This window comes from Micromonospora chalcea, assembly GCF_028768405.1.
Taxonomy (GTDB): domain Bacteria; phylum Actinomycetota; class Actinomycetes; order Mycobacteriales; family Micromonosporaceae; genus Micromonospora; species Micromonospora chalcea.
Genome location: NZ_CP118233.1, coordinates 4520098 through 4545000 on the forward strand (window position 1 = coordinate 4520098; position 24903 = coordinate 4545000).

The 24903-nt window shown below is 70.7% G+C and carries 14 protein-coding genes, 2 rRNA genes and 1 pseudogene; 5 read left to right on the forward strand and 12 right to left on the reverse strand.

Going from position 1 to position 24903, the window contains the following annotated elements:
• Nucleotides 1-66 precede the first annotated feature (66 nt).
• On the forward strand, nt 67-1737 hold the full coding sequence (locus tag PVK74_RS20045) for a DUF885 domain-containing protein (protein WP_043327819.1): 1671 nt from the start codon (nt 67-69) through the stop codon (nt 1735-1737).
• Between the two features lie 46 nt (nt 1738-1783).
• Here the strand turns inward: PVK74_RS20045 and PVK74_RS20050 are convergent, their stop codons facing one another.
• Nucleotides 1784-3376 (reverse strand): DUF6114 domain-containing protein, encoded by a 1593-nt coding sequence (locus PVK74_RS20050; RefSeq protein WP_274477001.1) that lies wholly within the window; start codon nt 3374-3376, stop codon nt 1784-1786.
• 77 nt (nt 3377-3453) lie between these two features.
• On the reverse strand, nt 3454-4077 hold the full coding sequence (locus tag PVK74_RS20055) for a DUF6230 family protein (protein ID WP_043327818.1): 624 nt from the start codon (nt 4075-4077) through the stop codon (nt 3454-3456).
• Nucleotides 4078-4493: 416 nt separating this feature from the next.
• Here PVK74_RS20055 and PVK74_RS20060 point away from each other — a divergent pair, with 416 nt between their 5' ends.
• Nucleotides 4494-5228 carry a class I SAM-dependent methyltransferase gene (locus tag PVK74_RS20060; RefSeq protein ID WP_051611329.1) on the forward strand — a complete coding sequence of 245 codons (735 nt, stop codon included), beginning with the start codon at nt 4494-4496 and terminating at the stop codon, nt 5226-5228.
• Nucleotides 5229-5313: 85 nt separating this feature from the next.
• On the opposite strand, the gene pgfA is transcribed toward PVK74_RS20060, so the two are convergent.
• Nucleotides 5314-6357 (reverse strand): cell envelope lipid trafficking protein PgfA, encoded by a 1044-nt coding sequence (pgfA, locus tag PVK74_RS20065; protein WP_083297040.1) that lies wholly within the window; start codon nt 6355-6357, stop codon nt 5314-5316.
• A 135-nt stretch (nt 6358-6492) separates the two neighbouring features.
• On the opposite strand from pgfA, the gene PVK74_RS31225 reads away from it, so the two are divergent.
• Complete coding sequence (locus tag PVK74_RS31225) at nt 6493-7959, forward strand: acyltransferase family protein (protein WP_223201453.1); 1467 nt, start codon at nt 6493-6495, stop codon at nt 7957-7959.
• Between the two features lie 924 nt (nt 7960-8883).
• On the opposite strand, the pseudogene PVK74_RS31230 reads toward PVK74_RS31225, so the two are convergent.
• From PVK74_RS31230 to PVK74_RS20090, 5 genes and pseudogenes are all read right to left on the reverse strand, one after another.
• Nucleotides 8884-11895 (reverse strand): annotated as a pseudogene (locus PVK74_RS31230) (DUF3367 domain-containing protein); the annotation flags it as partial.
• A gap of 155 nt (nt 11896-12050) precedes the next feature.
• Complete coding sequence (locus PVK74_RS20075; RefSeq protein WP_199496065.1) at nt 12051-13499, reverse strand: glycosyltransferase family 4 protein; 1449 nt, start codon at nt 13497-13499, stop codon at nt 12051-12053.
• Complete coding sequence (locus PVK74_RS20080; protein ID WP_064446837.1) at nt 13496-14320, reverse strand: glycosyltransferase; 825 nt, start codon at nt 14318-14320, stop codon at nt 13496-13498. The genes PVK74_RS20075 and PVK74_RS20080 overlap by 4 nt, the downstream gene beginning before the upstream one ends.
• A 9-nt stretch (nt 14321-14329) precedes the next feature.
• Entirely contained in the window at nt 14330-14491 is a 162-nt protein-coding gene (locus PVK74_RS20085; protein ID WP_157539048.1) for a hypothetical protein, read from the reverse strand.
• A gap of 41 nt (nt 14492-14532) precedes the next feature.
• Nucleotides 14533-16272 (reverse strand): MmpA family trehalose lipid delivery protein, encoded by a 1740-nt coding sequence (locus PVK74_RS20090; RefSeq protein ID WP_274477003.1) that lies wholly within the window; start codon nt 16270-16272, stop codon nt 14533-14535.
• Nucleotides 16273-16441: 169 nt separating this feature from the next.
• Between PVK74_RS20090 and PVK74_RS20095 the strand changes: the two genes are divergently transcribed.
• Nucleotides 16442-17710, forward strand: coding sequence for an MATE family efflux transporter (locus tag PVK74_RS20095; RefSeq protein ID WP_274477004.1), 1269 nt, complete (start codon nt 16442-16444; stop codon nt 17708-17710).
• Here PVK74_RS20095 and nudC read toward each other — a convergent pair.
• A complete protein-coding gene (gene nudC / locus PVK74_RS20100; protein ID WP_274477005.1) occupies nt 17607-18506 on the reverse strand; it encodes an NAD(+) diphosphatase in 900 nt (299 codons plus the stop codon). The genes PVK74_RS20095 and nudC overlap by 104 nt on opposite strands.
• A 185-nt stretch (nt 18507-18691) precedes the next feature.
• On the opposite strand from nudC, the gene PVK74_RS20105 reads away from it, so the two are divergent.
• The gene (locus tag PVK74_RS20105; protein ID WP_051611320.1) at nt 18692-20509 is read left to right on the forward strand and encodes a VanW family protein; all 1818 of its coding nucleotides are present in this window, start codon (nt 18692-18694) and stop codon (nt 20507-20509) included.
• 57 nt (nt 20510-20566) lie between these two features.
• Here PVK74_RS20105 and PVK74_RS20110 read toward each other — a convergent pair whose 3' ends face one another.
• The 3 genes from PVK74_RS20110 to PVK74_RS20120 all read right to left on the reverse strand — a co-directional run bounded on the left by PVK74_RS20110 (nt 20567) and on the right by PVK74_RS20120 (nt 24792).
• Nucleotides 20567-21193, reverse strand: coding sequence for an NADPH-dependent F420 reductase (locus PVK74_RS20110; RefSeq protein ID WP_069089577.1), 627 nt, complete (start codon nt 21191-21193; stop codon nt 20567-20569).
• A 299-nt stretch (nt 21194-21492) separates the two neighbouring features.
• Nucleotides 21493-21609: ribosomal RNA gene (rrf, locus tag PVK74_RS20115) — 5S ribosomal RNA — on the reverse strand.
• A 74-nt stretch (nt 21610-21683) separates the two neighbouring features.
• A 23S ribosomal RNA gene (locus PVK74_RS20120) occupies nt 21684-24792 on the reverse strand.
• Nucleotides 24793-24903 lie beyond the last annotated feature (111 nt).

The window sequence follows — 24903 nt, forward strand, 5'->3', positions numbered from 1 at the left end:
CACTTTGCCCCACGGGTACGACGATGTCGTGCGGAATTCGGCTGCGGGGTCACGTAGGGTCCCCTCGTGGGACGAATCGATGACCTCGCCAACCGGTACGTGGCCGAGTGGGCTCCGCTGAGCCCGACCGGGGCCACCTACGTCGGCATCGCCGGCTACGACGACCAGCTCGACGACCTGTCGCCCGACGGCTACGCGGCCCGCGCCGACCTGGCCCGGCGCACGCTCGGCGAACTCGACGTGACCGAGCCGGAGACCGAGGCCGAGCGGACCGCAAAGGAGGCCATGCAGGAGCGCCTCGGCCTGGAGCTGGCCCGGTACGAGGCCGGCGAGACCGGCAGCGAGGTCAACGTCATCTCCAGCGGGCTGCACGAGATCCGGATGGTCTTCGACCTCATGCCGACCGACGGCGAGGAGGCTAAGGCCAACGTGGCGGCCCGGCTCAACCGCTTCGCGTCGGCGCTCGACGGCTACAAGCGCACGCTGCGCGAGGCCGCCGCCGCGGGACGGGTCAGCTCGCAGGTGCAGCTCGTCGAGGTGGCCAAGCAGTGCGACGTCTGGGTCGACCCGGAGGGCGACAACTTCTTCCACGGCATGGTCGAGCGGCTCGACGCCGACGGCGCGCTCGGCGCGGAGCTGCGCAAGGGCGCGGCCGCCGCCACCGCCGCCACCGCCGAGTTCGGGCAGTTCCTGCGCAACGAGCTGGCGCCGGCCGGGCGGGAGAAGCAGGCCGCCGGGCGGGAGCGCTACGAACTGGCCTCGCAGTACTTCCTCGGCGCGAAGGTCGACCTGGACGAGACGTACGCCTGGGGTTTCGCAGAGCTGGCCCGGCTGGAGGCCGACATGCGGACGGTGTCCGCGCGCATCGCCGGGCCCGGCGCCTCGATCGACGACGCGGTACGCGCGCTCGACGCCGACCCGGCGCGGACGGTACGCGGCAAGGAGGCGTTCCGGGACTGGATGCAGGCGCTCGCCGACCAGGCGGTCAGCGACCTGAACGGCACCCACTTCGACATCCCCGAGCAGGTACGCCGGATCGAGTGCTGCCTCGCGCCGACGAGCGACGGCGCCATCTACTACACCGGCCCGAGCGAGGACTTCTCCCGGCCGGGGCGGATGTGGTGGGCGGTGCCGCAGGGCATCACCGACTTCTCCACCTGGCGGGAGGTGACCACCGTCTACCACGAGGGCGTGCCGGGTCACCACCTGCAGGTCGCGCAGACCGCCGTCCGGGCCGACCTGCTCAACCGCTGGCAGCGGCTGTTGTGCTGGGTCTCCGGGCATGGCGAGGGCTGGGCGCTCTACTCCGAGCGGCTGATGGACGAGCTGGGCTACCTCGGCGACCCCGGTGACCGGCTCGGCATGCTCGACGGGCAGGCGCTGCGCGCGGCCCGGGTCATCGTCGACATCGGCATGCACCTGGAGCTGGAGATCCCGAAGGACAACCCGTTCGGCTTCCACCCGGGCGAGCGGTGGACGCCGGAGCTGGGCTGGGAGTTCATGCGGGCGCACTGCCGGGTGCCGGACGAGAACCTGCGTTTCGAGCTGAACCGCTACCTGGGCTGGCCCGGGCAGGCCCCGTCGTACAAGGTGGGCGAGCGGATCTGGTTGCAGGCCCGGGAGGACGCGAAGGCCCGCAAGGGCGCCGACTTCGACCTCAAGGAGTTCCACCGCCAGGCGCTCGACCTGGGCTCGCTGGGGCTGGACCCGCTGCGTAAGGCGCTGGCCCGGCTCTGAGCCGGCTTCCGGGTGCCGGCGGCGCGTTCCGCCGGCACCCGTCCGGTCAGGCGCCGAGCGTCACCTTCAGCGTCGGCCGGCCGGTGAGCGTGTTGCTGGTGACGTACGCCAGGTCGATGACCGGGTCGGTGAACGTCACCGGGATGGGCAGCGTGACCGGCAGGCCGTCCGGGAACGGCAGGTCCGGCGTCAGCGTCAGCTTGATGCCGGCGAGCTTGCCGACGAACCGGGTGCAGTAGAACGCGACGTCGTCGCGGACGGTGAGACGGTCGGTCGCGTACCGCTGGGTGCGACCGCTGGGGCCGTCGGCGACCAGCAGGAAGTCGTCGGTCACGGCTTCCTTCATGCTGAACTTCAGCACCTTGAGCGCGCCCTGCTCGGTCCGCAGGTCGGTGATCCCCTCGAACCGCAGCCCGGTCATGGTCACCTTGGAGCCGGTGAGCTTCGACGGCTGCTTGGCCACCTTCGGCAGGCCCGGGTCGGCGGCGATACGCGGCAGCGGCTTGCCGGGCTCCACCTTGCCGGGCTTCGCCGGTTCCTCCTTGCCCGGCTTGCCCGGTGTCGGGCAGTCGGTCGAGCCGGGACGGGTGGTCGGCTTGCTCGTCGGGGCCGCCGATCCGCTCGCGGTCGGTGTGGGCGAGGGCGTCTCGCTCTTCTTGCCGCCCTTGAACAGGTCACCGATCCCCTCGAAGAAATCGGTGATGATGTTGCCCTCCCGCGTCGGGCTCGCGCTCGGCGTCGGGGTGGGCGTCGCGGAGGGCGCCTTCGACGGCGTGGCGGGCTTCGTCGGGCAGGCGCTGGCGGCGGGCCTGCTCGGTGCGGCCTGTACCGCGCGCGGCTGCACGGCCAGGCCGGCGGTGGCCAGGCCGAGCACCAGCAGGACGATGCCGAAGGCACGCGGGTCCGCCGAACGGCCCGCCCACTCGGGCGGGCCGCCGTCGGATCCGGCCGCCTGCCCGTTCACCGACTGCCGAGGGACCGGCCGCTCCCCGCCCGGCCGCTCGGCAGTCGGCTGCTCGACGGCCGGCCGTACGCCGGCCGGCACCTCGACGGTCGGCAGTTCCCCGGCCGGCTGCTCGTCAGCGGGTTCCGGGGCGGCCGGCCGGCCGGTGACCGACTGGTCGGCGCCGACCTGCTCGACGCCGACCGGGCCGTCGACGTCGAGCAGGTCGGCGTCCCGCTGGTCCACCCTGGTGTCGCGCTCGTCGTCCGCCTCGGTGTCGCGCTCTTCGGCGGCGGGCTCCGACGGCCGGACCGGCACCCAGGCGAAGGCGAGCGCGCTGCCCACGATGCCCAGCAGCAGGCCGAGGAAGAAGCCGCCGAGGTTGAGCCCGATCAGCGAGTAGACGGTCGTGACCGCCGCGACGATCGAGTAGAACAGCCGCTGCGCCGGACTGAGCCAGAGCAGCACGCCGCAGGTCCCGAGGATGGCCGGGATCAGCAACGAGAGCAGGCCGGTGGCGCCGCTGCTGAAGCTCAGGCCGTTGAGGGTCAGCCGGGTGGAGGCGAGCATCTCCACCCCGGCCAGGATGATGAACAGGCCGCCCCAGAACGGCCGGCTCCGCTGCCAGCGGCGGAAGGTCCGCCACGTCCGGGCCGCGGTGCCGAGCCGGGCGTGGGACGGTTCGACGGTTGTCACGTACTCCTCCTGGCGGAGCGGGGGCGGGGACGGTGGGGCGGGCCCGCGGTGGTCGGCCACCGCGGGCCGTGCTCAGCTCAGAAGCACTCCTTGCCCTTGGCGTCGTCACCCACGTTGACCTTGAGCCGCAGCCCGACCAGGTTGAACGTCGAGGACGTGGTGTAGCGGGACACCTGCTTCAGGTCGCGGATGGTGACCCGGTCGGAGTTCTGGCCGAACGAGCCGCGCTGGGCCGTCGGGTTCAGGTCGCTGGCGTCGCGGCCGATCTGGATGTTGGTGAAGGTCGCGTTGCCTTCGAGCGAGTCCATCGCGATCACCAGGTCCTTGGCGCGGGCCGGATCCTTGCCCTCGCCGGCGTTGATGGTGAGCACCACCGGCAGGCCGGGCAGGTCGGCGCGGACGGACTGGCAGAGGTTGTACAGGTCGGCGCTGCTGATCTCGGCCATCGCGACCGGGCGCGTCGCGCCGGCCTTGCCGTCCTCACCCTTCTCGCGGACGATGCCGCCGTACTGCTTGAAGCCCTCGCCCTCCAGGCGGTCCGCGCCGATCTTGAAGGTCTGCCCGGAGACGGTGATGTCGGAGGCGATGGCGCCGGTCGACATGCCGAACAGGATGGCACCGGCGGCTGCCGTGGTGGGCACGATCATGGCGGCGAACCGCTTCCACCGGGTACGACCCTGGTTGTCGAGCCGATTCTGCACGGGTTCCTCCTCGAGCGAATGTGCGCGGCGGCCGGTTGTCGTACCGGTGGCCCGCGCCGGACCCCGCCCTCTGTTACCGACGGGTAACGATCGAGCCTGATCGTGCACCCGATGCGGCGCAGCTCACAACCCCCTCGTGTACCCGGCGGTAACACGAGCGCGCCACGAAGCTTGCTCGCCATCACCACGCGTTGACGCTCCGGAGCAGGAAAAGGGCGTCAAAGGACGCAAAAGCGCCGTCATCGAGCGCCTGATCAACCCACAGTGACGACACATCGAGGGATTACAATCAAGTAACAAATGTACAGTGCGTCGAGCGCGATGGGCCGTTCGGGGCAGTGTCGTCGGCCGAACATCCGAGCCGGCAGATGACCGGGTCGATCCAGCCGCACCCCCGGATGTCCTAGGGTTTCGGCGTGAATCTCGACGACGTACGGCGCGACTGGACCAAGCTGGGCGCCGAAGATCCGCTGTGGGCCGTCCTCGTCCAGCCCGGTAAGCGCGGCGGGCAGTGGGACGTCGAGGAGTTCCTGGCCACCGGCCGCGCCGACGTCGAGGAGACGACCGGATGGCTGGGCCGGCTCGGCCTGCCCACGCGATGGGACCGCGCGCTGGACTTCGGATGCGGGGCCGGTCGGCTGTCGCAGGCGCTCGCGCCGCACGCCGGCGAGGTCGTCGCCGTCGACATCGCCCCGTCGATGCTGGAGACCGCCCGGCGCCTGGACCGCAGCGCCGGGAACATCCGCTTCGTCCTCAACGACGCGCCGGACCTGAGCCAGTTCCCCGACGGGCACTTCGACCTGGTCTACAGCGCGCTCGTGTTGCAGCACCTGCCGCGCCCGGCGATCGACAGCTACCTCGCCGAGTTCCTGCGCGTCCTGCGCCCCGGCGGGGTCGCCGTCGTGGGCCTGCCGACCGAGCCGGCCCGTACGGCCAAGGGCGTCATCTGGAAGCTCGCGCCGTTCCGCCTGATCAGCTGGGCGCAGCGCCGGCTGCTCAACTACCCCGCGCCGATGAAGATGACAGCGGTGCCGGACGCCGACATGACCCGGCTGGTGGCCGCCAACGGCGGGGAGATCGTCGGGCAGCGGCCCGACCTGCCGTACACCGAGGACTGGATCTGCACCCGGTACGCGGTGCGACGCCTCTGACCTGCCACCTGCCGCGCACACGAGCAGGCCGGCCGTCCCTGGCGGGTCGGCCGGCCTGCTCGTGTGGTGGTGCGAGGGTTGGCGCTCAGGACTCCGCGCGGTCCGCGGCGTGGCGTCCGCCGGCGGGCACGGTCGGGTCGTCGTCGACCGGCTCCGCCGAACGCTGCGACGGCACGTCGTCCACCGGTCCGTCGCCGGCGTCCACCGGCGTCGCGTCGGGCCGGCGGCGAGCCGCGCGGACGATGATGAACAGGCCGAGCAGGAGCAGGAGCAGACCCACGACGCCGAGGACGATCGGCAGCACGGTGGTCAGCAGGTTGATCTGCCCACGCGCGTCCTTGGCCGCCTTGGCCTGCTGCTTCTGGGTGTCCTCGGTGAAGACGAGCGTGGCGTCGATGATCTTGATCTTGTCCGCGCCGGTCTCGTCACGCAGGGTCTGGAGCTGCTTCTCCTGCCCCTTGACGATGACGCCGCTGTCCGGCTCCACCCAGAGGGTGCGGGTGTTGGCGTAGAAGCGGCCGGCCGTCACCGTGGGCTGGGCCGATCCGACCAGGTTGCCCGGCACGTCGATCTCGCTGATCTTGATCGGTTCGGCCGTCATCTCGAACTTGTAGACGGTCAGCCCCTGCAGCTTCTCGGTGCCCACGTACTCGGCGGGGTACGCCTTCCGAGCGGTGTTGTCGAAGTACTGGTACGTCTTCTTCTCCGTACCGAACGGGAAGGTGTAGGTGAGCCCCTCGTGCTTGAAGGGCGCGCCGTTGACCGCCTCGGCACAGCAGGCGACCGACTCCGCCGTACGCCGGTCGAGGGCGACCCGGTCCGTGCTGACCGTGATCTCCTTGCCCGCGTCGTCGATCACCCGGACACCGACGTTGAAGACCGTCCGGTCGGCGTTGCCGGCCTCGACGTCGCCGCGCACCGCGCGGTGGGCGGTCAGGTTGACGCCGCTGCGCTCGGCCAGCGTGCTGAAATCAAGAACGGTCGCGTTCTTCGCCTCTGAAACCGTTACCGAACTCTGGTCAAGGGGCACCTTGACCAGAGCGGGCGCGACGGCCAGCGGCGTCGCCACGGCCCCGACGATCAGGAACGCGCCTGCCGCCACCAAGATGGCACCCGACGTGGGTCGCATGAAACTCCTCCCCTTGTAAAGACTCGACTAGTCGGCTGACAGTACATGACGAGGCCGATTTCGGATATGGTCCGATGCGACCTCTCGCGACGTACTGACTCCGGGGGTGCAGCAGCCACCGGGCTGCGAGATCAAATGGATGTCGAGGGAACTGTGAGCCGACCCGTCAGACCGGACTCGAGCAACGGACAGGCGATCCTGTCCGCAACTAATACCGGCCGTTCGGACGGTTGGTTGCCCGCATTGGAAGGGCTGCGGGCGGTGGCGGTGATCGGCGTGGTCGTCCACCATGTCTCCTTTCTCAGCGGACTGACCAACTCCTTCGCCCACCTCGCAGCTGTGCTGGCCAGGCTGGATGTCGGGGTGGCGATCTTCTTTGCGCTGTCCGGTTTCCTCCTCTATCGGCCATTCGCGCTCGCTGCCATTAACGGACAGTCAGGACCATCCGTTCGGCGATACCTCTGGCACCGCGCGCTGCGCATTCTGCCCGGGTACTGGGCAATGGCGATCGTCGCACTGACTTGGCTCAACATCGACTATCTGAAGTCCGTCTGGGACTGGGCGATCCCCTTTCTTCTGGCACAGATTTACGAGCCATTGCGACTCCCGGTCGGCATGGAGCAGACCTGGAGCCTGGCTACGGAGGCGACTTTCTACCTTGCGCTGCCACTGATAGCGGTGCTCGGCCGCCGAATGGGCGGCCGTACCCCGCTCGGGCGAGCCCGGCGCCAACTGGCGTTCGGTGCCGTACTCGTCCTTGCCGGCCTCATCTGGAATGCGTACGCACACGGTCCCGACTCGCCTCTACCGGGACTCGCGGTGCTCTGGCTGCCCGCCTTTCTCGACTGGTTCGGCATCGGCATCATGCTGGCCGTGCTCGCCTCGTGGCCCGTCGGCACGACCTCGACCCCGTTCCTCACCGGCCTGACCGGTGACGGGTCTGGGCGGGGCGACGAGGACCTGTGGTCCGCCACGCCGCGCGGCCTGCGCGTGTTCACCTTCGCCCCGGGAACGTCCTGGCTCATCGCCGGCGCGCTGCTCTGGATCGCGAGCACGCCCATCGCCGGCCCGCGCGGGGTCGAACCCGCCAAGCCGGTCGAGTCGGTCACCGAGCACCTGCTGTTCCTGCTCGTCGCCTGGTGCCTGATCGCCCCCCTCGTCGGGCCGGGGTCCGGCGGGGTGCCCCGCGCTCTCCTCAGCCACCGGGCGGTCATGTTCCTCGGCCGGATCTCCTACGGCATCTTCCTCTGGCACCTCCTCGCGCTCGAGGTCTGCTTCCGCCTGCTCGGATTCACCCGGATGAACAGCTCGTTCTGGGTTCTCCTCGCCGTCACCCTGGCCCTCACCGTCCCGGTCGCGACGGCCAGCTACTACCTCATCGAGCGGCCCGCGCGACGGCTGCGGCGGCTCGGTGGCCGCCGCCGGCCCGTGGCCGTCGAGCCCGACCTCCCGCTCCGGGCCGCGACGCCGGCGCCAGCGCTTCAGGGCGCCGGGCCGGCCGGCCTCGGAACTCGCCTCGTACCGGCCGCGGACCCGACGGAACCGCAACACGAGAGCGGCGACCGCCACGAGGAGCAGCCCGGTCGGCAACAGGACCAGTAGCTCCGCCACCCGTTCCGCGCCGACCCGGGGCAGCCACAGACGCTCGGTCCCGTAGACGGTGAGCCCCAGCGCGGCCGGCACCCAGATCCATGCCGGGCCGGGCGTGCGGCGCCGGTGCAGCGCCACCACCGCGGCGGCGCAGCCGAGCCCGACCAGGCCCCCGAGCAGCGCCGGCACCGCCACCGCGAGCAGCGGCGCGGTCGGCATCATCGTCGGCACCACCGGGTACGCGGGTCGATGGCGGCGCGCGGGAATCAGCGCCCCGACCATCAGCAGCACCAACAGGCCCCCGGCGACGAACAGGACGATCCGGTAGTGCTCGCCGGGCGTGAAGACCAGCTCGACGCGGCCGGCGGGACCGGCCGGCACGAACCATCCCTGCTTCCACCCGTCCAGGCGGGCCGCGATCAGCTCCTGCCCGTCGAGCGTCGCCCGCCAGCCGGCGTTGGCGTTCTCCGGAACCATCAGGTAGCTGCCGCCACCCGCACCGATCTCGATCGACCGGCGCTGGTCGTCCCAGTCGACCACGCTCAACGCCCGGCGCGGCGACGCGGCGACGACGGGCCGTTCGGCCGGCGTACCGCTGAAGATCACGCTGTCCACGACGAACCGGTCCGCCGGGGCGGAGACCTCGTTGCCGCCCGCCCGCAGCGTGACCTGCTCCGCGCCCGCCTTCGCGGCCCGGCCCGACGACGCGGCGGGAGCGCAGGCGCGGTAGCGCAGGGGCCGCAGATCGCGCAGGTCGCGCAGCGTCCCGGTGGCCGTCGTCGGCACCTTCACCCCGTTGACCACGATGGTGGGCCCCGCGCCGCACGGGAGCGTCACCTCACGGTCGAGGCCGCGCGGCTGGTTCAGTTCGGGCACGCCCTGCACGTCCACGCCGCTGAGACCGACCGGCAGCGACTGCGGCTCGAACAGCGCCGTCGACCGGCTGACCCTCGGCACGGTAGAGGTCACTGCAACGGTGAGCCCACGGGTACGCAGCGCCGGGAAGCGGGCGACACCGTCCAGGTCGACAGCCACCTCCCGGATGCCGTCGTCACCGGTGATCCGGACCGTCCTGGGCGGCGCCGCGACGAGGCTCTCCGCGAACCGCAGCCGCACCCAGCTCACCTTGCGCGCGGTGGCCCAGCGCATCTTCACTGTCGGTTGGGGATCGCTCGGATCCGCCCACCAGGCCGTGCCGTCGTCCCCGTCCCCCAGCGACCTCGACGAGGCGACCGGGTCGGCGAACCACGAACTCGACGTCGTGAACGTCTCGCCGCCCGTCATCTCGTCGTACGTCGCGAGCGCAGTGGCGGGCGTGGCCCGGGCCAGGCCGGTGAGCTGGGTGGGGATCGCGTCCGGCAGGTCGAAGCGCCGGGGCACCAGCCCGGTCTCCTCGCCCTGCCGGATCAGGTCGGGAGCGCACAGGTAGTGGTCACCGGCGACCGCGCAGGCGGATCGATCGGTGGCCTTGCGGGCCAGCGCGACCACCTCGGGCGCGACGGCGTCGGCGGGCACCTCCGGCAGTCGCAGGTAGCGCTCGGGCGTCACCCCGGCGACACTCAGCTCCCGGATACCCGCCCGGCGGCCCGGAACGTCGGCGTCCGCGACACTCTCGACTGTCACCCGCAGCCAACTGCTCCGGCCGGCGGGCAGCGGCAGCCGCGCCGTCGACCGGCCCGCGCCGGTCACCGGGTGCACCTGGGAACCGCCCTCGGTGCTGACCCGTACCGAGGTGACCGGCGCGCCGATCACCTCGTCGCCCATCACCTGCACCTCCACCGAGTCGGCCTCGATCGGGTCGGCGAAGCGCAGCTCGACCCACTGGCCCACCGGTTTGCGCGCGCCGTCGGACAACCACGCGGTGCCGATGTCGCCGTCGACCGCGGCGAAGGGTGTGGCCGACGGGTCGCGCAGCCCGGCCGGACCGGTGACGTCCGCCGCGCTGGACGACGCCCGGACGTCGTCCACCCCGGCGTACGCCGAGGAGGTGATCGACGACCGCCACGCCGGGTCGAGGATGTCGTGCTCCAGGCGCTCCAACTGGGTCGGGTCCTGCTCGGTCAGGGTCCGCGAGGTGTTGCCCCGGACCAGACCGAAGTCGACCTCCCGGTCCCGGAGGCTGTCGGCGAGCACGGTGCCGCCGTCGCTGACCAGCGGGGGATCGCCGTCGAGGATCACCGGCCGGTTGCCCAGCACACCGGCGTCGCTGAGGTCCAGCAACGTCTCCGGCGCGCCGACCAGGTTGAGCGGCAGCGCGGCGTCGGTCAGCGTGGCCCGGGGCGTCGGCCGGTCCACCTCGTAGATCTCCACCGCCGGGTACGGCTCGTGCAGGCCGTAGTCCCACGCCCCGTTCAGGTCGGGCTTCACCCCGGACGCCGGGCCGAACGCGGCGACCCGGAACAGGCCCGGTGCGCTGTCAAGCGTGCGGTGTACCAGGACCGGCCAGGCGATGCCGCCGACCGGCTGGCGGAGGTCGTTGCGGACGAGCAGGTAGCGCACGCCGAGCCGGCTGAGCACGTCGGCCAGTCCGGGCGAGGCGGTGCCCGAGGCGAGCCGCTCGTCGATGGCGGAGAGCAGCCGCGAGTTGCCAGCCGATCCGCCCGGCACCAGCGCCCGCACCGCCCACGGCGAGTCCAGCAGCGGCTGCACCGGCTCGTCCAGCGGACGTCCCCAGTTGTACTCGGCGAAGTTGGAGCCGGGAACCAGCAGGGTGGTGCCCGGCCCGGCGTGCCGGTCGAGCCACCCGGTCGCCTGCCGCCAGTGCTCGGGCAGCGCGTGGAAGCCGCCGCCCGGAGCGAGTCCCGCCATCCCGGCGCCGCTGGTCACCGCCACGAGCGCGACGGCGGTCGCGCCCAGCGCCACCCGCCGGGGCGCCATGTTCGTGGGGCGCGTGAAGCGGCGGATGAGCGCGATCCGGCCGACCGTGTCCAGCATGTGCGCGGCGGCCAGCGCCAGCGGCAGGCGGATCACGACGTCGAACTTGTGCAGGTTGCGGAGGGCGGCGAGCGGACCGTCGAGCAGTTCACGCATCGGCGACGCGAACGCGGCGCCCCCGGTCGACAGGTTCCCCGCGGTCAGGGCCAGCAGGCCGACCAGCGCGCCGACGAGCAGGAACCGCCGCTCCGGCAGGTCCCGACGGGCGAGCCCGGCCAGGCCGACGCAGGCGATCAGGGCGGTGAGTACGATCATCCACGGGGTGGTGACCAGCGCCCATCCCGCGCGCCACCACGGCACGCCGTCGACGGCCAGGTAACCCACCCAGTGGGTGCTGCCGCGTACCGCCGACGGGAGCGACGTCACGCTGGTCGTGACCGCCGCGCTCTCGGTGTACGGGAGGAACGGGAACCCGTAGCGCTGCAGCAACAGCAGCGGCACCAGCCACCAGAAGGTGGCCGCCACCATCGCCACCGTCCACCACGCCAGCAGGCGGATCCGCCGCCGGCCGGGCGCACGGGTCACCACGTACAGGAACGCGGGCAGCACGGCGCACGCGACGGCCGCGCCGTTCGCGCCGCCCATGCAGACCACGGCGAGCCCGCTGAGCGCCGCGGCCCGCCGCAACGAACCGCCCGCGGCCCCCTTGACCAGTGGCAGCAGGACCCAGGGGGCGACGCAGTACGGCAGCAGTTCCAGCGAGACCGTGCCGACCAGGGACAGCGCCCGGGGGGACAGCGCGAAGATCGCGCCGGCCACCAGACGCGATCCCGGACCGCCGAGGTCGAGGGCGCGCGCCAGGCGCACCACGCCGGTGAGGGCGACGCAGAGCAGGGTCGCCATCCAGAGCCGCTGGACCAGCCAGGCCGGCAGGCCCACCGCCTCACCGAGCAGGAAGAACGGGCCCATCGGGAAGAAGTAGCCGACGGCCTGGTTCTGGAGCGTGCCGAACTGCCAGTCCCCGGTCCACAGGTGAGCCGCGCGGGCGAGGAAACCGCCCGGGTCCAGGGCCATGTCCAGCTTCGTCTCGGGCACGATGAGCCCGGGCTCCTGGGTGACGCAGAGACCGATCAGCGCGAGACAGACCAGCAGCTCGCGCAGGCGCCACACCGCCAGAGACACCGTGGCGCTCGGAATTCCGGGGGTGCGGCGAGCGGTCGACCAGGCGGTCAGCACTGCCGTACCGGAACGCCGGTGAGCAGTTCGTCCGCTCCGGCGTTCCGCTCGTCGATGTCGTCGGCTGCGACCCCGGCCCGCAGCAGCGCCTGCCGGACGGCGGCCGGCTCGGCGGCCGGCACCAGGAGCAGCAGGTTCTGCCCGTCGATCGCGACGTGCCGGGTACGCGGCAGGAGCGGCGCCACCCGGGCCAGAAGGCGTTCCGGCTGGTCGGTCCGGACCACCACCGACGTGTTCCCGGCGGCCCAGGGCAGCGGGCGCGGCGTCAGCAGATCCCCGAGGACCGCACGCACCCGCCGGCCGGTGTCGGTCCAGCGGAACGAGTCGCTCCACCGCCGGCACTCCGCGGCCATCCGTTCCGGCTCTCCGGGCGTCGCCAGGGAGTCCAGCGCACGGTCGAGGCCGGCGGCCAGGTTCTGCGCCGGATCCTCACCCTCGTCGACCAACCATCCGGTACGGCCCGGCCGGACCGCGTCGCGCAGCCCGTCCACGTCGAAGGCGACAGTGGGCAGCCCGGCGGCGGCCGCCTCCACCACCACGAGACCCCAGCCCTCACCCCACGAGGCGGAGACGTGCAACCAGGCGGCGGCCAGCAGGGCGTCCCGCTCGGCGGCGGGCAGGTGGCCGTGCACGGTGACCATGTCGTTCAACCCGCGCTCGTCGACCAGCCGGCGGACGCTCGCCGCGTCCGGCCCACCGCCGACGATGTCCAGACGCAGGTCGGGCCGTTGCGCCCGGAGCCGGGCCACGGCGTCGACCACCAGGTCCACCCGCTTGTGCCGGGTCACCCGGCCGACGCAGACGACACGTGGCCGGTCGGCGCGGGTCACGCCCGCGGCGGCCGGCCGGGACGCGTCGGCGCCGTTGGGCGCCACGACCACCGGGCCGGTCCAGCGCAGCCGCTCCCGGATCGCCACCGCCGTCGAGGGGGAGACCGCGAGCGTCACCGCGCGGCGGTAGACGCGCCGGGCGACCGGTCCCTCCAGCCAGGCGCCGAAGCGACCCACGACCGGGCCGAAGTACAACCGGAACTGCCGGTCGTGCACGTGGTGGATCACGCAGATCACCGGCACGGCCGCCGGCAGGACCGCCGGACTGAAGAACGGGATGCCGTTCTGGCAGTCCACCACCGCGTCGAACTGCCGGCGGTGGCGCGCCAGCCAGCCCAGCACCCGGGGGTAGATGGTCCACCGGCCGCCGGTACGGACGATCCGGATGCCCTCGCGGACCTCGTCGCCGGGCTGCCCGTTCGGGCGCGCGGTGACGAAGGTGACCTCCGCGCCGGCGGTCACCAGGTCGCGGGCGACCTGCCAGGCGTACACCTCGGCGCCCCCGGCGTCAGGATGCCAGGGGTCCTTCCAGTTGAGCACCACGACCCGGCGGCCCACCACGGTGGCGTCGGTGGTGGGTGCCGCGTCGGTAGAGGGTGTTCCGACACTCACGGCCGCATTCCAACGGCGGCCGTGCCGCCGGTGACGTCCGGCGTGACCGGAAGCGTGACGAGTGGCATCACCGGGGCGACGTCGGCGCCACGGAGCCACCAGTTGATCTTCGCGACGTCCACGAAGCTCTGCCAGCCGTGCCGGACCGGTGAGAAGCGGGAGCCGGGTACGTCCACCCAGCTGACCGGAATCTCCACCAGGCGGGCGCCCGCCCGCTCGGCGCGGCCCAGCACCTCGACGTCGAACGCGAATCCACCGCACCGCAGGGGCGCGAAGACCCGCCGGGCGACGTCGTTGCGGAAGAACTTGAACCCGCACTGCGTCTCGCTGACGCCGCGCACCACCTGCCGCACCGCGCCCCGGAACGCCACCGCGCCCCAGCGTCGCAGCACGCTGTGCCGCTCCTCGACGACCGACTCGGGGTGGGCCCGCGACCCGACCACCGCGTCCGCACCGTCGTACAGGAGATTGAGCACCTGGGCGAGAGCGGCCGGCGCGGTGGCCAGATCGGCGTCACAGAAGCCTACGTAACGGGCGTCGCTGGCCAGCACACCCCGACGCACCGCGAAGCCCTTGCCCGGTTCGCCGCACCAGAGCAGGCGGACCGGAACCGGGCCGGGCGGCGCGTTCACCACCACGGCGCTCGTCCCGTCGTCGCTGGCGTTGTCCACCACGGTGACCCGGCAGGGCACACCGAGTTCGGCCAGCGCCGCCCGGAGCAGGACCAGGGTGTCGGGCAGCCGGAGCGCCTCGTTGTACGCGGGCACCACGACGTCGAGTACGACCAGTTCTGACGAGACGTCAGGAGGGGGGACCTCCATGCCGCACCGTCAGCGCTCGCCGTACACGATGATGGGCTGCTCCACGCTCGCTGGCTTGCTGTTGCTGTTGCCGAGGGTGGACGCCCCGATCGAGACGGCCAGAATTCCCAGCACGGCACCCACCGCCGCGGCGACTACCGCGGTGAGGAGGGGATTGAAGGATGCCTTCATCGATGATCCCTTCGGAAAAAGGTACCGAAGAGTAACATGCGTCACTGCCGCTTGACCCGGTGCGAAAGGGCGATCATCAGGGTGGCCCCCAGTACCGAATACCCCAGGACCGGCATTATGCCGATGCGACCGGACGAGCCGGAGAAATCGGAATCCGGCAGACGCAACAGCGTCAATGCCCCGTCCCGCCGGACCAGCTCGGCGCTCACGAACCGGCCCTCCACCTGTGCGGCGTCCGGTTGGTCCGTCTGCACGAGCACATACCGCACCCCGAGCCGACGCAGCGCCGGTCCCGGATCACCCGGCGCCGCCAACGCCGCCGCCACCCGGTCCGCCTCCCGGCTCTCCCCACGGATCCGGTCCTGGCCGACAAGCACGTCCTGGTCCCCGACCACCGACCGGCGGAACGCCCGCGAGGCCGGATCGAGCACCGGCACGTTCCCCGCCCACGGATAGGCCCGGAACGAGGACCAGGGCAGCGACACCAGGGTGCCCCCGGCCGGATCCCGGTTCACCTCGGCGCGCACCGCCGCCCACTCCGCCGGGTACCGCACCGTGTCGAACTGACCACCGAGACCCCACGCCAGACCGGGCATGAGCAGCACCGGAGCGACCACCAGCAGCGGGGCCAGCGCCCGGGCGCCGGTCGTCACGAGCGACTCCACGAGCATCCCGAGACCCACCGCCTGCACCAGTGCCAGCGGAGCGAGCAGCCGGGTGCCGTCCCGGACCGCGCCGGCCAGCGGAACGTGCTCGACCAGCGCGGCCATCCACTGCGCGCCCAGCGACCACGCCGGCGCCACGGCGACCACAGTGCCCAGGACCGCGCCGGCGAGCAGACCCCACCAGGCCGCCGACGGCCAGCGGCGACGGGTAAGCACGTACCCCCACAGCGCCGCGCCGGCCAGCGCCAGCGCGATCAGGGCGACCGCCCACTGGTCCCGGCCGACCGGCACGGCGTTCCGGCTCCACACGCCGCCCAGAGTCGCGACGCTGCCGAGCACGCCGAGTGGCGTGTCCGCGCGGACCGCGAACGCGGCCACCCCCCGCTCGTCGACGTCGACGGCGCCGCCCCGGCTCACCAGCGCGAGCCACCACGGAGCGGTCAGGCCGGCCAACGTCGCCGCCCCCGCCACAAACGCCCGCCACCGGCGCGCCAGAGCCAGCGCCGGGGCACAGGCGAACACCGCCGCCAGCACCATCGCCGGGCCGCCCAGCACCACCGCGGCCCCTCCGGCCACTGCGGAACGCCGCCCCGGGCCGGTGCCCTCGGGCGGCGGCCGGAGCACCCCCAGCACCCAGGCGAACGCCCAGGGCAACGCCGCGAACCCCGCCACCACCGCCCACTGCCCGAGGTGCAGCCGCCCGTACACCCAGGGGTTCCAGACGTACGCGAGCCCGGCGGCGACCCGCGCCAGCGGATGACCGACGGGCGCCAGCTGCGCCGCGCCCACCGCGGCCAGGACGAGACAGCCGGCCAGGAGCACCTTCTGGGCCACGTCGGCCGGGACGACCTGCGACAGCCCGACCGCGAGCAGCTCGCTCGGTACCGCACGCGGCAGTTCGGAGCCGCTGCCCCAGACCACCGCGCCGAACGGCGGGTCCGGCACGAACACCAGGTCGTACCGGAGGACGAAGCCACGGCGCAGCACCGGGCCGAGGATCGCGACGACCACGCCGACACCGAGCGCCGTCTCCGGCCACCAGCGGCGCAGCGCGGAGGCCGCCCGCGACAGCGCCGGACCGAAGCTCGGTGACGCTCGACGCACACGGACCCCCATGAACCTGGACGGAAGCGGGCCCGACGTCGCACCCGGGACTCCGGACAGCACTCTAGGCACAGGGCGAGTACGGACGGTAGCTTGCCTCACGACGTCGACGAGCGAGCCGCGACGACGACGCGAGGTTCGAGGCGAACCCGTTCCACCGGCGACACCGACATGAGGCGCGATGACAGAGACCACGGCAGGGCCCGGCGCGAGCCGCCTGGGAACCGCCGGCGCGGCCGTCGCGGTCGCCGCGATGGCGACGAACGGGCTCGCCTACCTGCTGCCCATGCTCGGCGCCCGGTACCTGCCGGTCGAGGAGCTGAGCGTCCTCGCCACGACGCTGGCCCTCGTCGCGATCGCCGGCGTCGCCGGCGTGGGGCTGCAGATGGCGGTCGCTGTGCACCGGGCCCGCCACCCCGGCGCGCCGACGCACCGGGTCAGCCTCGTCACCACGGCGGTCGCCGGCGGCGCCGTCGTCGTGGCCGCGCCGCTGATGATCACCGGTCTGCGGCTGTCGTCGACCGTCGTGGCGCTGGTCGCCGGCACCACTGTCGCTGTCGTCCTGGCCGCCCGGTGGCTCGGCGAACTGCAGGGTGAGCAACGCTTCGTCCGTCTCGCCTGGGCGATGGGGGTGGTGGCGCTCGGGCGGTACGGCGGCATGATCGTCGCGCTGGTCCTCGGCGCCGACGTCGTGGTCACCCTGCTCGCCGGCATGCTCACCGCCTGGCTCGTGCTGCCGGCGCTGGCCTGGATCGCCCGCCCCGACCGGCCCGCCGGGAACGACGTCGCCGCCACCATGCGGATCCGGCAGGTGGCGAGCGCCGGCACCGCCGCGCTGGCGATGCTCGCGGTGTCGTACGCCGACCTGATCTTCGCCCGCCAGCTGCTCTCGCCCGCCGACTCCGGGGCGTACGCGGTCGGAACCGTGCTCACCAAGGGCGCGCTCTGGGCCCCCCAGGTGATCGTGGTGCTGGCGCTGCCCCGGCTCGCCGTGGGAGACAACCGGGTCCGTACCGTCGTGCTCGCCATCGTCGCCGGCTGCGGCGTCGTGCTCGTCGCCGCCTCGGCCCTGGCCGGCGGGTTCGCGTTCCGGCTGGTGGGCGGCGAGGACTACACGTCCCTGGGGAGGTACGCCCCGTTCTTCGCCGCCACCGGCGCGCTCTACGCACTGATCTTCGCGGCCGTCAACGCGAAGATCGCGGCGGGCGCGCGCTGGCCGTCCGCGCCGCTCTGGGTCGCCGCGGCCGTCCTGGCCGTGCTCACCACCACCGTCGCGCCCCGCACGTTCCAGGGCATCATGTGGTGCGCGCTCGCCACCGCCGCGGGAACCGCGCTGGTGATGGTGTTCAACCCTCCGCGAGCCAGTCGCCCAGCAGCCGGTGATCGATCGAGTCCACCCGGCCCAGCGGCCGCCCTGCCGCGACCCGCGCCCGCAGCTCCGCCCGGCTGAACCAGCGCGCCGCCAGCAACTCCACCCCGTCGACCCGGACCTCCTCGGACACGGCGACAGCCCGGAAACCCGCCATCAGCCCGGCGGGAAACGGCCACGCCTGCGACCCCTGGTAGACCACGTCGGTGACGGTGACGCCCGCCTCCTCGGCCAGCTCCCGGCGGACCGCGTCCTCCAGGCTCTCGCCGACCTCGACAAAGCCGGCCAGCGTCGAATAGCTGCCCTCGGCCGCGCCCGCGTGCCGGGCCAGCAGGCACCGCCCGGTCCGGCCGGGCGCCTCGACCAGCACGATCACGGCCGGCTCGATCCGGGGGAACCACAGCCGCCCGCACTCCCCACCGCTACAGGTCCGCATGTGCCCGCCGCCACCGGCCACGGCCCGGGCGCCGCACGCGCCGCAGTGCCGCTGCTGCCGGTGCCAGAGCAGCAACCCCCGGGCGTACGCCTGCACCGCCGCCCCGGCCGGGTCGAGCCGGCCCACGAGCGTCCGGACGTCGACAGCGCGCGTCGCGGCGGCCAACTCGACGGCGGCCCGCTCGCCGAGCGCGGAGAGATCGGCCGCGAACACCGCGACGTCGTCGTCGAGCCCCAGGAAGACGGTCTCCCCGGCGGCCGACCGGACGCGGGACGCGTGCTCGCCGGTGAGCCGGACCGGACCGGCCGCGTCGACCAGGCAGCGGTCCCGCCACAGCGGCAACACCACGCTCACCGGATCGGCCAGCCGCCCGGCCAGCCACTCCGCGTCACCGCGCAGCGCCGCCGCCCGGTCGAGCCACCCACCGCCGTACGCCAGCACCCGCTCACCGTGCCACGATCCGCGCCCGGGCGCGGCCCCGAATCGGGTGATCGGGCCGACACCGCCGAACCCCCGACACGACGCCGGGCCGGAGACTCCCGGCGCGCCCGGGCGTTGGTTACCGTAGGTGTCTCCCGCGGGGGAAGCGGTCCCCGCGTGTACTTCCGATCGAGGTTGCAGTGACGATGTACGGCGAAAAGGTGCCGGCTGCCGACGACCGGCCCACCATCAAGGTGGCGGCGGTGAGCTGGCCCGGCGTCGAGATGGAGCCGGTCGCCACACCGCCCGGAGGCGACACGGGCCGGCCGGGGCGGTCGCGACGGGCCCGGCTGCTGCTGGCCGGGGGGATCGTCGCGGCCGTGCTCGCCGGCGGCGTCGGCCTGGGCGCCTACGCGTACGCCGGTGACGTGCCCCGCGGCACCACGGTGCTCGGCACCGAGCTGGGCGGGCGCAGCCGCGCGGAGGCGGCGGCGGCGCTCCGCGCCGAGCTGGAGCGCCGGGCCGAGGCGTTGAACGCCCCGCTGGCGGTCACCGTCGGTGAGAAGAAGGCCGAGCTGAAGCCGTCCGACGTGGGGCTCGCCATCGACGTGGACGCCACTGTGGCGGCCGCCGCGAAGGCCGACGCGCACGCGGTGAGCCGGCTCGTCGGTTCCCGTACGGTCGAGCCGGTGGTCACCGTCGACCGGCCCAAGCTGGAGGCCGCCCTGCGGAAGGTGATGGGCTCGCAGGGGCGCGAGATGACGATGCCGGCGATCATCTGGACCGGCACCACCCCGAAGCCGGTCTACCCGAAGCCGGCGCTCACCGTCGACACCGACGGCGCCACCGGTGTGGTGAAGGCCGGCTGGCTGGCCGCCGAGCCGATCACCGTGCCGCTCGTCGAGAAGTGGCCCGCCACCACCCGTGAGGAGGTCGACCGCCTCGTCGCCGAGCTGGCCCGGCCCGCCGTCGCCGCGCCGGTGACGCTCACCACCGACGGCGGTTCGGTCACCATCCCGCCCGCCGCCATCGCCCGGGCACTGCGCTTCTCCGCCGACGACGCCGGCACGCTCACCCCGAAGGTCGACGTCAAGCGGCTCCGCGCCGCGCTCGGCGACCGGCTGACGAAGCTGGAGGTCGAGCCGCAGGACGCCGGGCTGACCATCAGCGGCGGCAAGCCGAAGGTGGTGCCCAGCAAGGCCGGCCGCCAGGTCGACGCCGCCGCGCTCGGCCCGGCCCTGCTCGCGGTGCTGCCCAAGTCCGAGGGCCGTACGGTGTCCGCCGAGCTCAAGCCGGCCGCGCCCGAGCTGACCGAGGCGGAGCTGGCGAAGCTGGGCATCAAGGAGCGGGTGTCGACCTTCACCACCCACTTCACCGGCGGCCTCTCCTCCCCGCGCAGCCAGAACATCGTCCGCGCGGCGAAGGACGTGGACGGCACGCTCGTGAAGCCGGGTGAGACGTTCTCGCTCAACGGGCACACCGGCGAACGCGGCTACGACCAGGGATACAAGGACGCGCCCACGATCGTGAACGGCAAGCTGGTGCCGGGCGTCGGTGGCGGCGTCTCCCAGTTCACCACCACGCTGTTCAACGCCACCTACTACGCCGGGCTGGAGGACGTGGAGCACAAGCCGCACTCGTTCTACTTCAGCCGCTACCCGGCCGTGATCGAGTCGACCATCTACTGGCCGCAGCTCGACTTCAAGTTCCGCAACAACACGCCCCACGGCGTGCTCATCGACACCTCGTACACGTCCAGCTCGATCACCGTCTCGATCTGGAGCACCAAGATCTACGACAGCGTCAAGACGGAGTACGGCCCCCGCCGCAACATCACCCAGCCGAAGACCGTGTACCTGACCCCGGGGCCGTCCTGCATCCCCGCCGCGGGCGCCGTCGGGTTCGCCCAGGACGCCTTCCGGGTCATCAAGAAGGACGGCAAGGTCGTCAAGCGGGAGAAGTTCAGCTGGCGCTACGACGCCGAGCCGCGCTTCATCTGCGCCCCGAAGCCGGGCGACGACTGATCCACGACACACGGAAAGGCCCCGCCGGACGCATCCGGCGGGGCCTTCCCATGCTTGTCACGGCCGCGCCGCGGCCAGCCCTTCGCGTACGCCGTCGGCGTCCCGGTCGGTGCCGTAGACGGGCGTGTCCGGCTGCTGCCGCCAGCTCTCGTCCAGGGTGCCCGCGTCGACCGGGTCGAAGCCCAGATCGTCCACGAGGCCCATCACGATCCGCTTGGCGTCCGCGTCGTCGCCGGCCACCGGCAAAGCGATCCGGCCCGCCGTACCCGCCGGCTTGCCCTCGTCCATCAGGTGCGCCGCCTGGATGTTGTTGAAGACCTTCACCACCCGGGCGCCCTTGAGGTGGTCAGCGGTCCAGCGACTGGAGCTGAGGCTGCGGTCGAGCAGCTCGGCGATGTCGCCGTCCCGCTGGGGGTAGTAGTTGTTGGCGTCGACCACCAGCTTGCCGTCGAACAGCGCCGCCGGAAGCTGCGGCACCGCCTTCAGCGGGATCGCGATGACCACCAGCTCGGCGCCCTGCACGGCCTCCTCCACCGACACCGCCCGGGCGCCGGTCTCGGCGGCCAGGTCGGCGAGGCTCTGCGGCCCGCGGGAGTTGGCCACCGCGACGTCGTGGCCGAGTGAACGCAGACGACGGGTGAGGGTGCCCCCGATGTGCCCCGACCCGATGATTCCAATCTCCATGTCCACTCCTGTACCCCGTGCGGTCGGCCCCGATCACGGTCCCGACGTACGCCATGTCACGTTTCGGCCCACCGGCGTGGCCGTTGTCAGAGGTCCCGGCTCGACGGTACGAGACTGACGCGGCCGACGTGGTGATTCCCGTCGGCCGGCCCGAATCCAGGCGGTGTGGTGGCCGGTTCGGCGGTTCGGGGAAGTGGCGGGTGGTCCACCGTTCACGCGCGCCGGCATGAGGACCGGTTTTCGGGGTGGACGCGTTTCAGGGCCACCCCCTCACGGGGGTGGCCCTGAATCGAATGTTTGTCCGGCGGTGTCCTACTCTCCCACACCCTCCCGAGTGCAGTACCATCGGCGCTGGAGGGCTTAGCTTCCGGGTTCGGAATGTGACCGGGCGTTTCCCCTCCGCCATGACCGCCGTAACTCTATGAACATGTCAACCAACCCTGTGGGTGATCGTTTGTTCAGAGTTGCACAGTGGACGCGTAGCAGCTTGGTAGTCAAGTCCTCGGCCTATTAGTACCGGTCAACTGAACCCGTTACCGGGCTTACATTTCCGGCCTATCAACCCAGTCGTCTAGCTGGGGGCCTTACCCCACAAAGTGGGTGGGATACCTCATCTTGAAGCGAGCTTCCCGCTTAGATGCTTTCAGCGGTTATCCCTTCCGAACGTAGCTAACCAGCCGTGCCCCTGGCGGGACAACTGGCACACCAGAGGTTCGTCCGTCCCGGTCCTCTCGTACTAGGGACAGCCCTTCTCAAGTATCCTACGCGCACGGCGGATAGGGACCGAACTGTCTCACGACGTTCTAAACCCAGCTCGCGTACCGCTTTAATGGGCGAACAGCCCAACCCTTGGGACCTGCTACAGCCCCAGGATGCGACGAGCCGACATCGAGGTGCCAAACCATCCCGTCGATATGGACTCTTGGGGAAGATCAGCCTGTTATCCCCGGGGTACCTTTTATCCGTTGAGCGACACCGCTTCCACATGCCAGTGCCGGATCACTAGTCCCGACTTTCGTCCCTGCTCGACCTGTCAGTCTCACAGTCAAGCTCCCTTGTGCACTTGCACTCAACACCTGATTGCCAACCAGGCTGAGGGAACCTTTGGGCGCCTCCGTTACCCTTTAGGAGGCAACCGCCCCAGTTAAACTACCCACCAGACACTGTCCCTGAACCGGATAACGGTCCGAAGTTAGATACCCAAATCAACCAGAGTGGTATTTCAAGATTGCCTCCACCCATACTGGCGTATAGGCTTCACCGGCTCCCACCTATCCTACACAAGCTAATTCAGATACCAATGTCAAGCTATAGTAAAGGTCCCGGGGTCTTTCCGTCCTGCCGCGCGTAACGAGCATCTTTACTCGTACTGCAATTTCGCCGGGCCTGTGGTTGAGACAGTGGGGAAGTCGTTACGCCATTCGTGCAGGTCGGAACTTACCCGACAAGGAATTTCGCTACCTTAGGATGGTTATAGTTACCACCGCCGTTTACTGGCGCTTAAGTTCTCCGCTTCGCCCCGAAGAGCTAACAGGTCCCCTTAACGTTCCAGCACCGGGCAGGCGTCAGTCCATATACATCGAATTACTTCTTCGCATGGACCTGTGTTTTTAGTAAACAGTCGCTTCCCCCTGCTCTCTGCGGCCATACAACGCTCCACCCGCGCGGGGCTTCACGTCTCCGGCCCCCCTTCTCCCTAAGTTACGGGGGCAATTTGCCGAGTTCCTTAACCACAGTTCGCCCGATCGCCTCGGTATTCTCTACCTGACCACCTGTGTCGGTTTGGGGTACGGGCCGCTAAGAACTCGCTAGAGGCTTTTCTCGGCAGCATAGGATCACTGACTTCACCTGAATCGGCTCGGCATCACGTCTCAGCCCCATGTGTCGCGGATTTGCCTACGACACGGCCTACACGCTTACCCCGGCACAACCACCGGCCGGGCTCAGCTACCTTCCTGCGTCACCCCATCGCTTGACTACTACCCGCCAGGTTCCCACGCTCCCCACCTTTGGTCCGAAGACCGCCGGCAGTTCGGGTGGTTAGCACAACGAGGTTCGTCAGGGTCGCTCTTTCGCGGGTACGGGAATATCAACCCGTTGTCCATCGACTACGCCTCTCGGCCTCGCCTTAGGTCCCGACTCACCCAGGGCGGATTAGCCTGGCCCTGGAACCCTTGGTCATCCGGCGGAAGGGTTTCTCACCCTTCTTTCGCTACTCATGCCTGCATTCTCACTCGTGCCGCGTCCACAACTGGGTCACCCCGCTGCTTCACCCCCGGCACGACGCTCCCCTACCCATCCACACACCTGCACCTGGCATCAAGGCCAGGCGAAGTTAAAATGTGAATGCCACAGCTTCGGCGGTGTGCTTGAGCCCCGCTACATTGTCGGCGCGGAACCACTTGACCAGTGAGCTATTACGCACTCTTTAAAGGGTGGCTGCTTCTAAGCCAACCTCCTGGTTGTCTATGCGACCCCACATCCTTTTCCACTTAGCACACGCTTAGGGGCCTTAGCTGGTGATCTGGGCTGTTTCCCTCTCGACTACGAAGCTTATCCCCCGCAGTCTCACTGCCGCGCTCTCACTTACCGGCATTCGGAGTTTGGCTGATTTCGGTAAGCTTGTGGGCCCCCTAGACCATCCAGTGCTCTACCTCCGGCAAGAAACACGCGACGCTGCACCTAAATGCATTTCGGGGAGAACCAGCTATCACGGAGTTTGATTGGCCTTTCACCCCTAACCACAGGTCATCCCCCAACTTTTCAACGTTGGTGGGTTCGGCCCTCCACGCGGTCTTACCCGCGCTTCAGCCTGCCCATGGCTAGATCACTCCGCTTCGGGTCTAGAGCATGCGACTAAAAACGCCCTATTCAGACTCGCTTTCGCTACGGCTCCCCCACACGGGTTAACCTCGCCACATGCCACTAACTCGCAGGCTCATTCTTCAAAAGGCACGCCGTCACCCCGCAAGGCTCCGACGGATTGTAGGCGAACGGTTTCAGGTACTATTTCACTCCCCTCCCGGGGTACTTTTCACCATTCCCTCACGGTACTCGTCCGCTATCGGTCACCAGGAAGTATTTAGGCTTACCAGGTGGTCCTGGCAGATTCACGGCAGATTTCAGGAGTCCGCCGCTACTCGGGAACACCCACAGAAGACCAGCAACTTTCACCTACCGGACTATCACCGTCTACGGTCAGCCATTCCAGACTGTTCGACTAACCACTGGCTTTGTAACTTCTCGAACAAGTGTCAGCTTGCTCAGCAGGGTCCCACAACCCCGACCACGCAACCCCTGACAGGTATCACACGCAGCCGGTTTAGCCTCAATCCGCTTTCGCTCGCCACTACTCACGGAATCACTAAATTGTTTTCTCTTCCTACGGGTACTGAGATGTTTCACTTCCCCGCGTTCCCCCCACACACCCTATGTGTTCAGGTGCGGGTGACATCACATGACTGATGCCGGGTTTCCCCATTCGGACACCCTGGGATCACAGCTTGGTTGACAGCTCCCCCAGGCCTATCGCGGCCTCCCACGTCCTTCATCGGCTCCTGGTGCCAAGGCATCCACCGTTCGCCCTTGACAACTTGACCACAAAGATGCTCGCGTCCACTGTGCAATTCTCAACAAACAACCAACCCACAACCCACAGCCCCACACCTGCAACCACCACGTGGCCACGGTTTGCGAGACCAGGCCATGCC

Excerpts from the sequence above, each read along its gene's own strand:
- pgfA (WP_083297040.1), bottom strand. The coding sequence starts at position 6,357 with ATGCGACCCACGTCGGGTGCCATCTTGGTGGCGGCAGGCGCGTTCCTG.
- PVK74_RS31225 (WP_223201453.1), top strand. The coding sequence starts at position 6,493 with ATGGATGTCGAGGGAACTGTGAGCCGACCCGTCAGACCGGACTCGAGC.
- PVK74_RS20080 (WP_064446837.1), bottom strand. The coding sequence starts at position 14,320 with ATGGAGGTCCCCCCTCCTGACGTCTCGTCAGAACTGGTCGTACTCGAC.
- PVK74_RS20085 (WP_157539048.1), bottom strand. The coding sequence starts at position 14,491 with ATGAAGGCATCCTTCAATCCCCTCCTCACCGCGGTAGTCGCCGCGGCG.
- PVK74_RS20090 (WP_274477003.1), bottom strand. The coding sequence starts at position 16,272 with ATGGGGGTCCGTGTGCGTCGAGCGTCACCGAGCTTCGGTCCGGCGCTG.
- PVK74_RS20095 (WP_274477004.1), top strand. The coding sequence starts at position 16,442 with ATGACAGAGACCACGGCAGGGCCCGGCGCGAGCCGCCTGGGAACCGCC.
- PVK74_RS20105 (WP_051611320.1), top strand. The coding sequence starts at position 18,692 with ATGTACGGCGAAAAGGTGCCGGCTGCCGACGACCGGCCCACCATCAAG.
- PVK74_RS20110 (WP_069089577.1), bottom strand. The coding sequence starts at position 21,193 with ATGGAGATTGGAATCATCGGGTCGGGGCACATCGGGGGCACCCTCACC.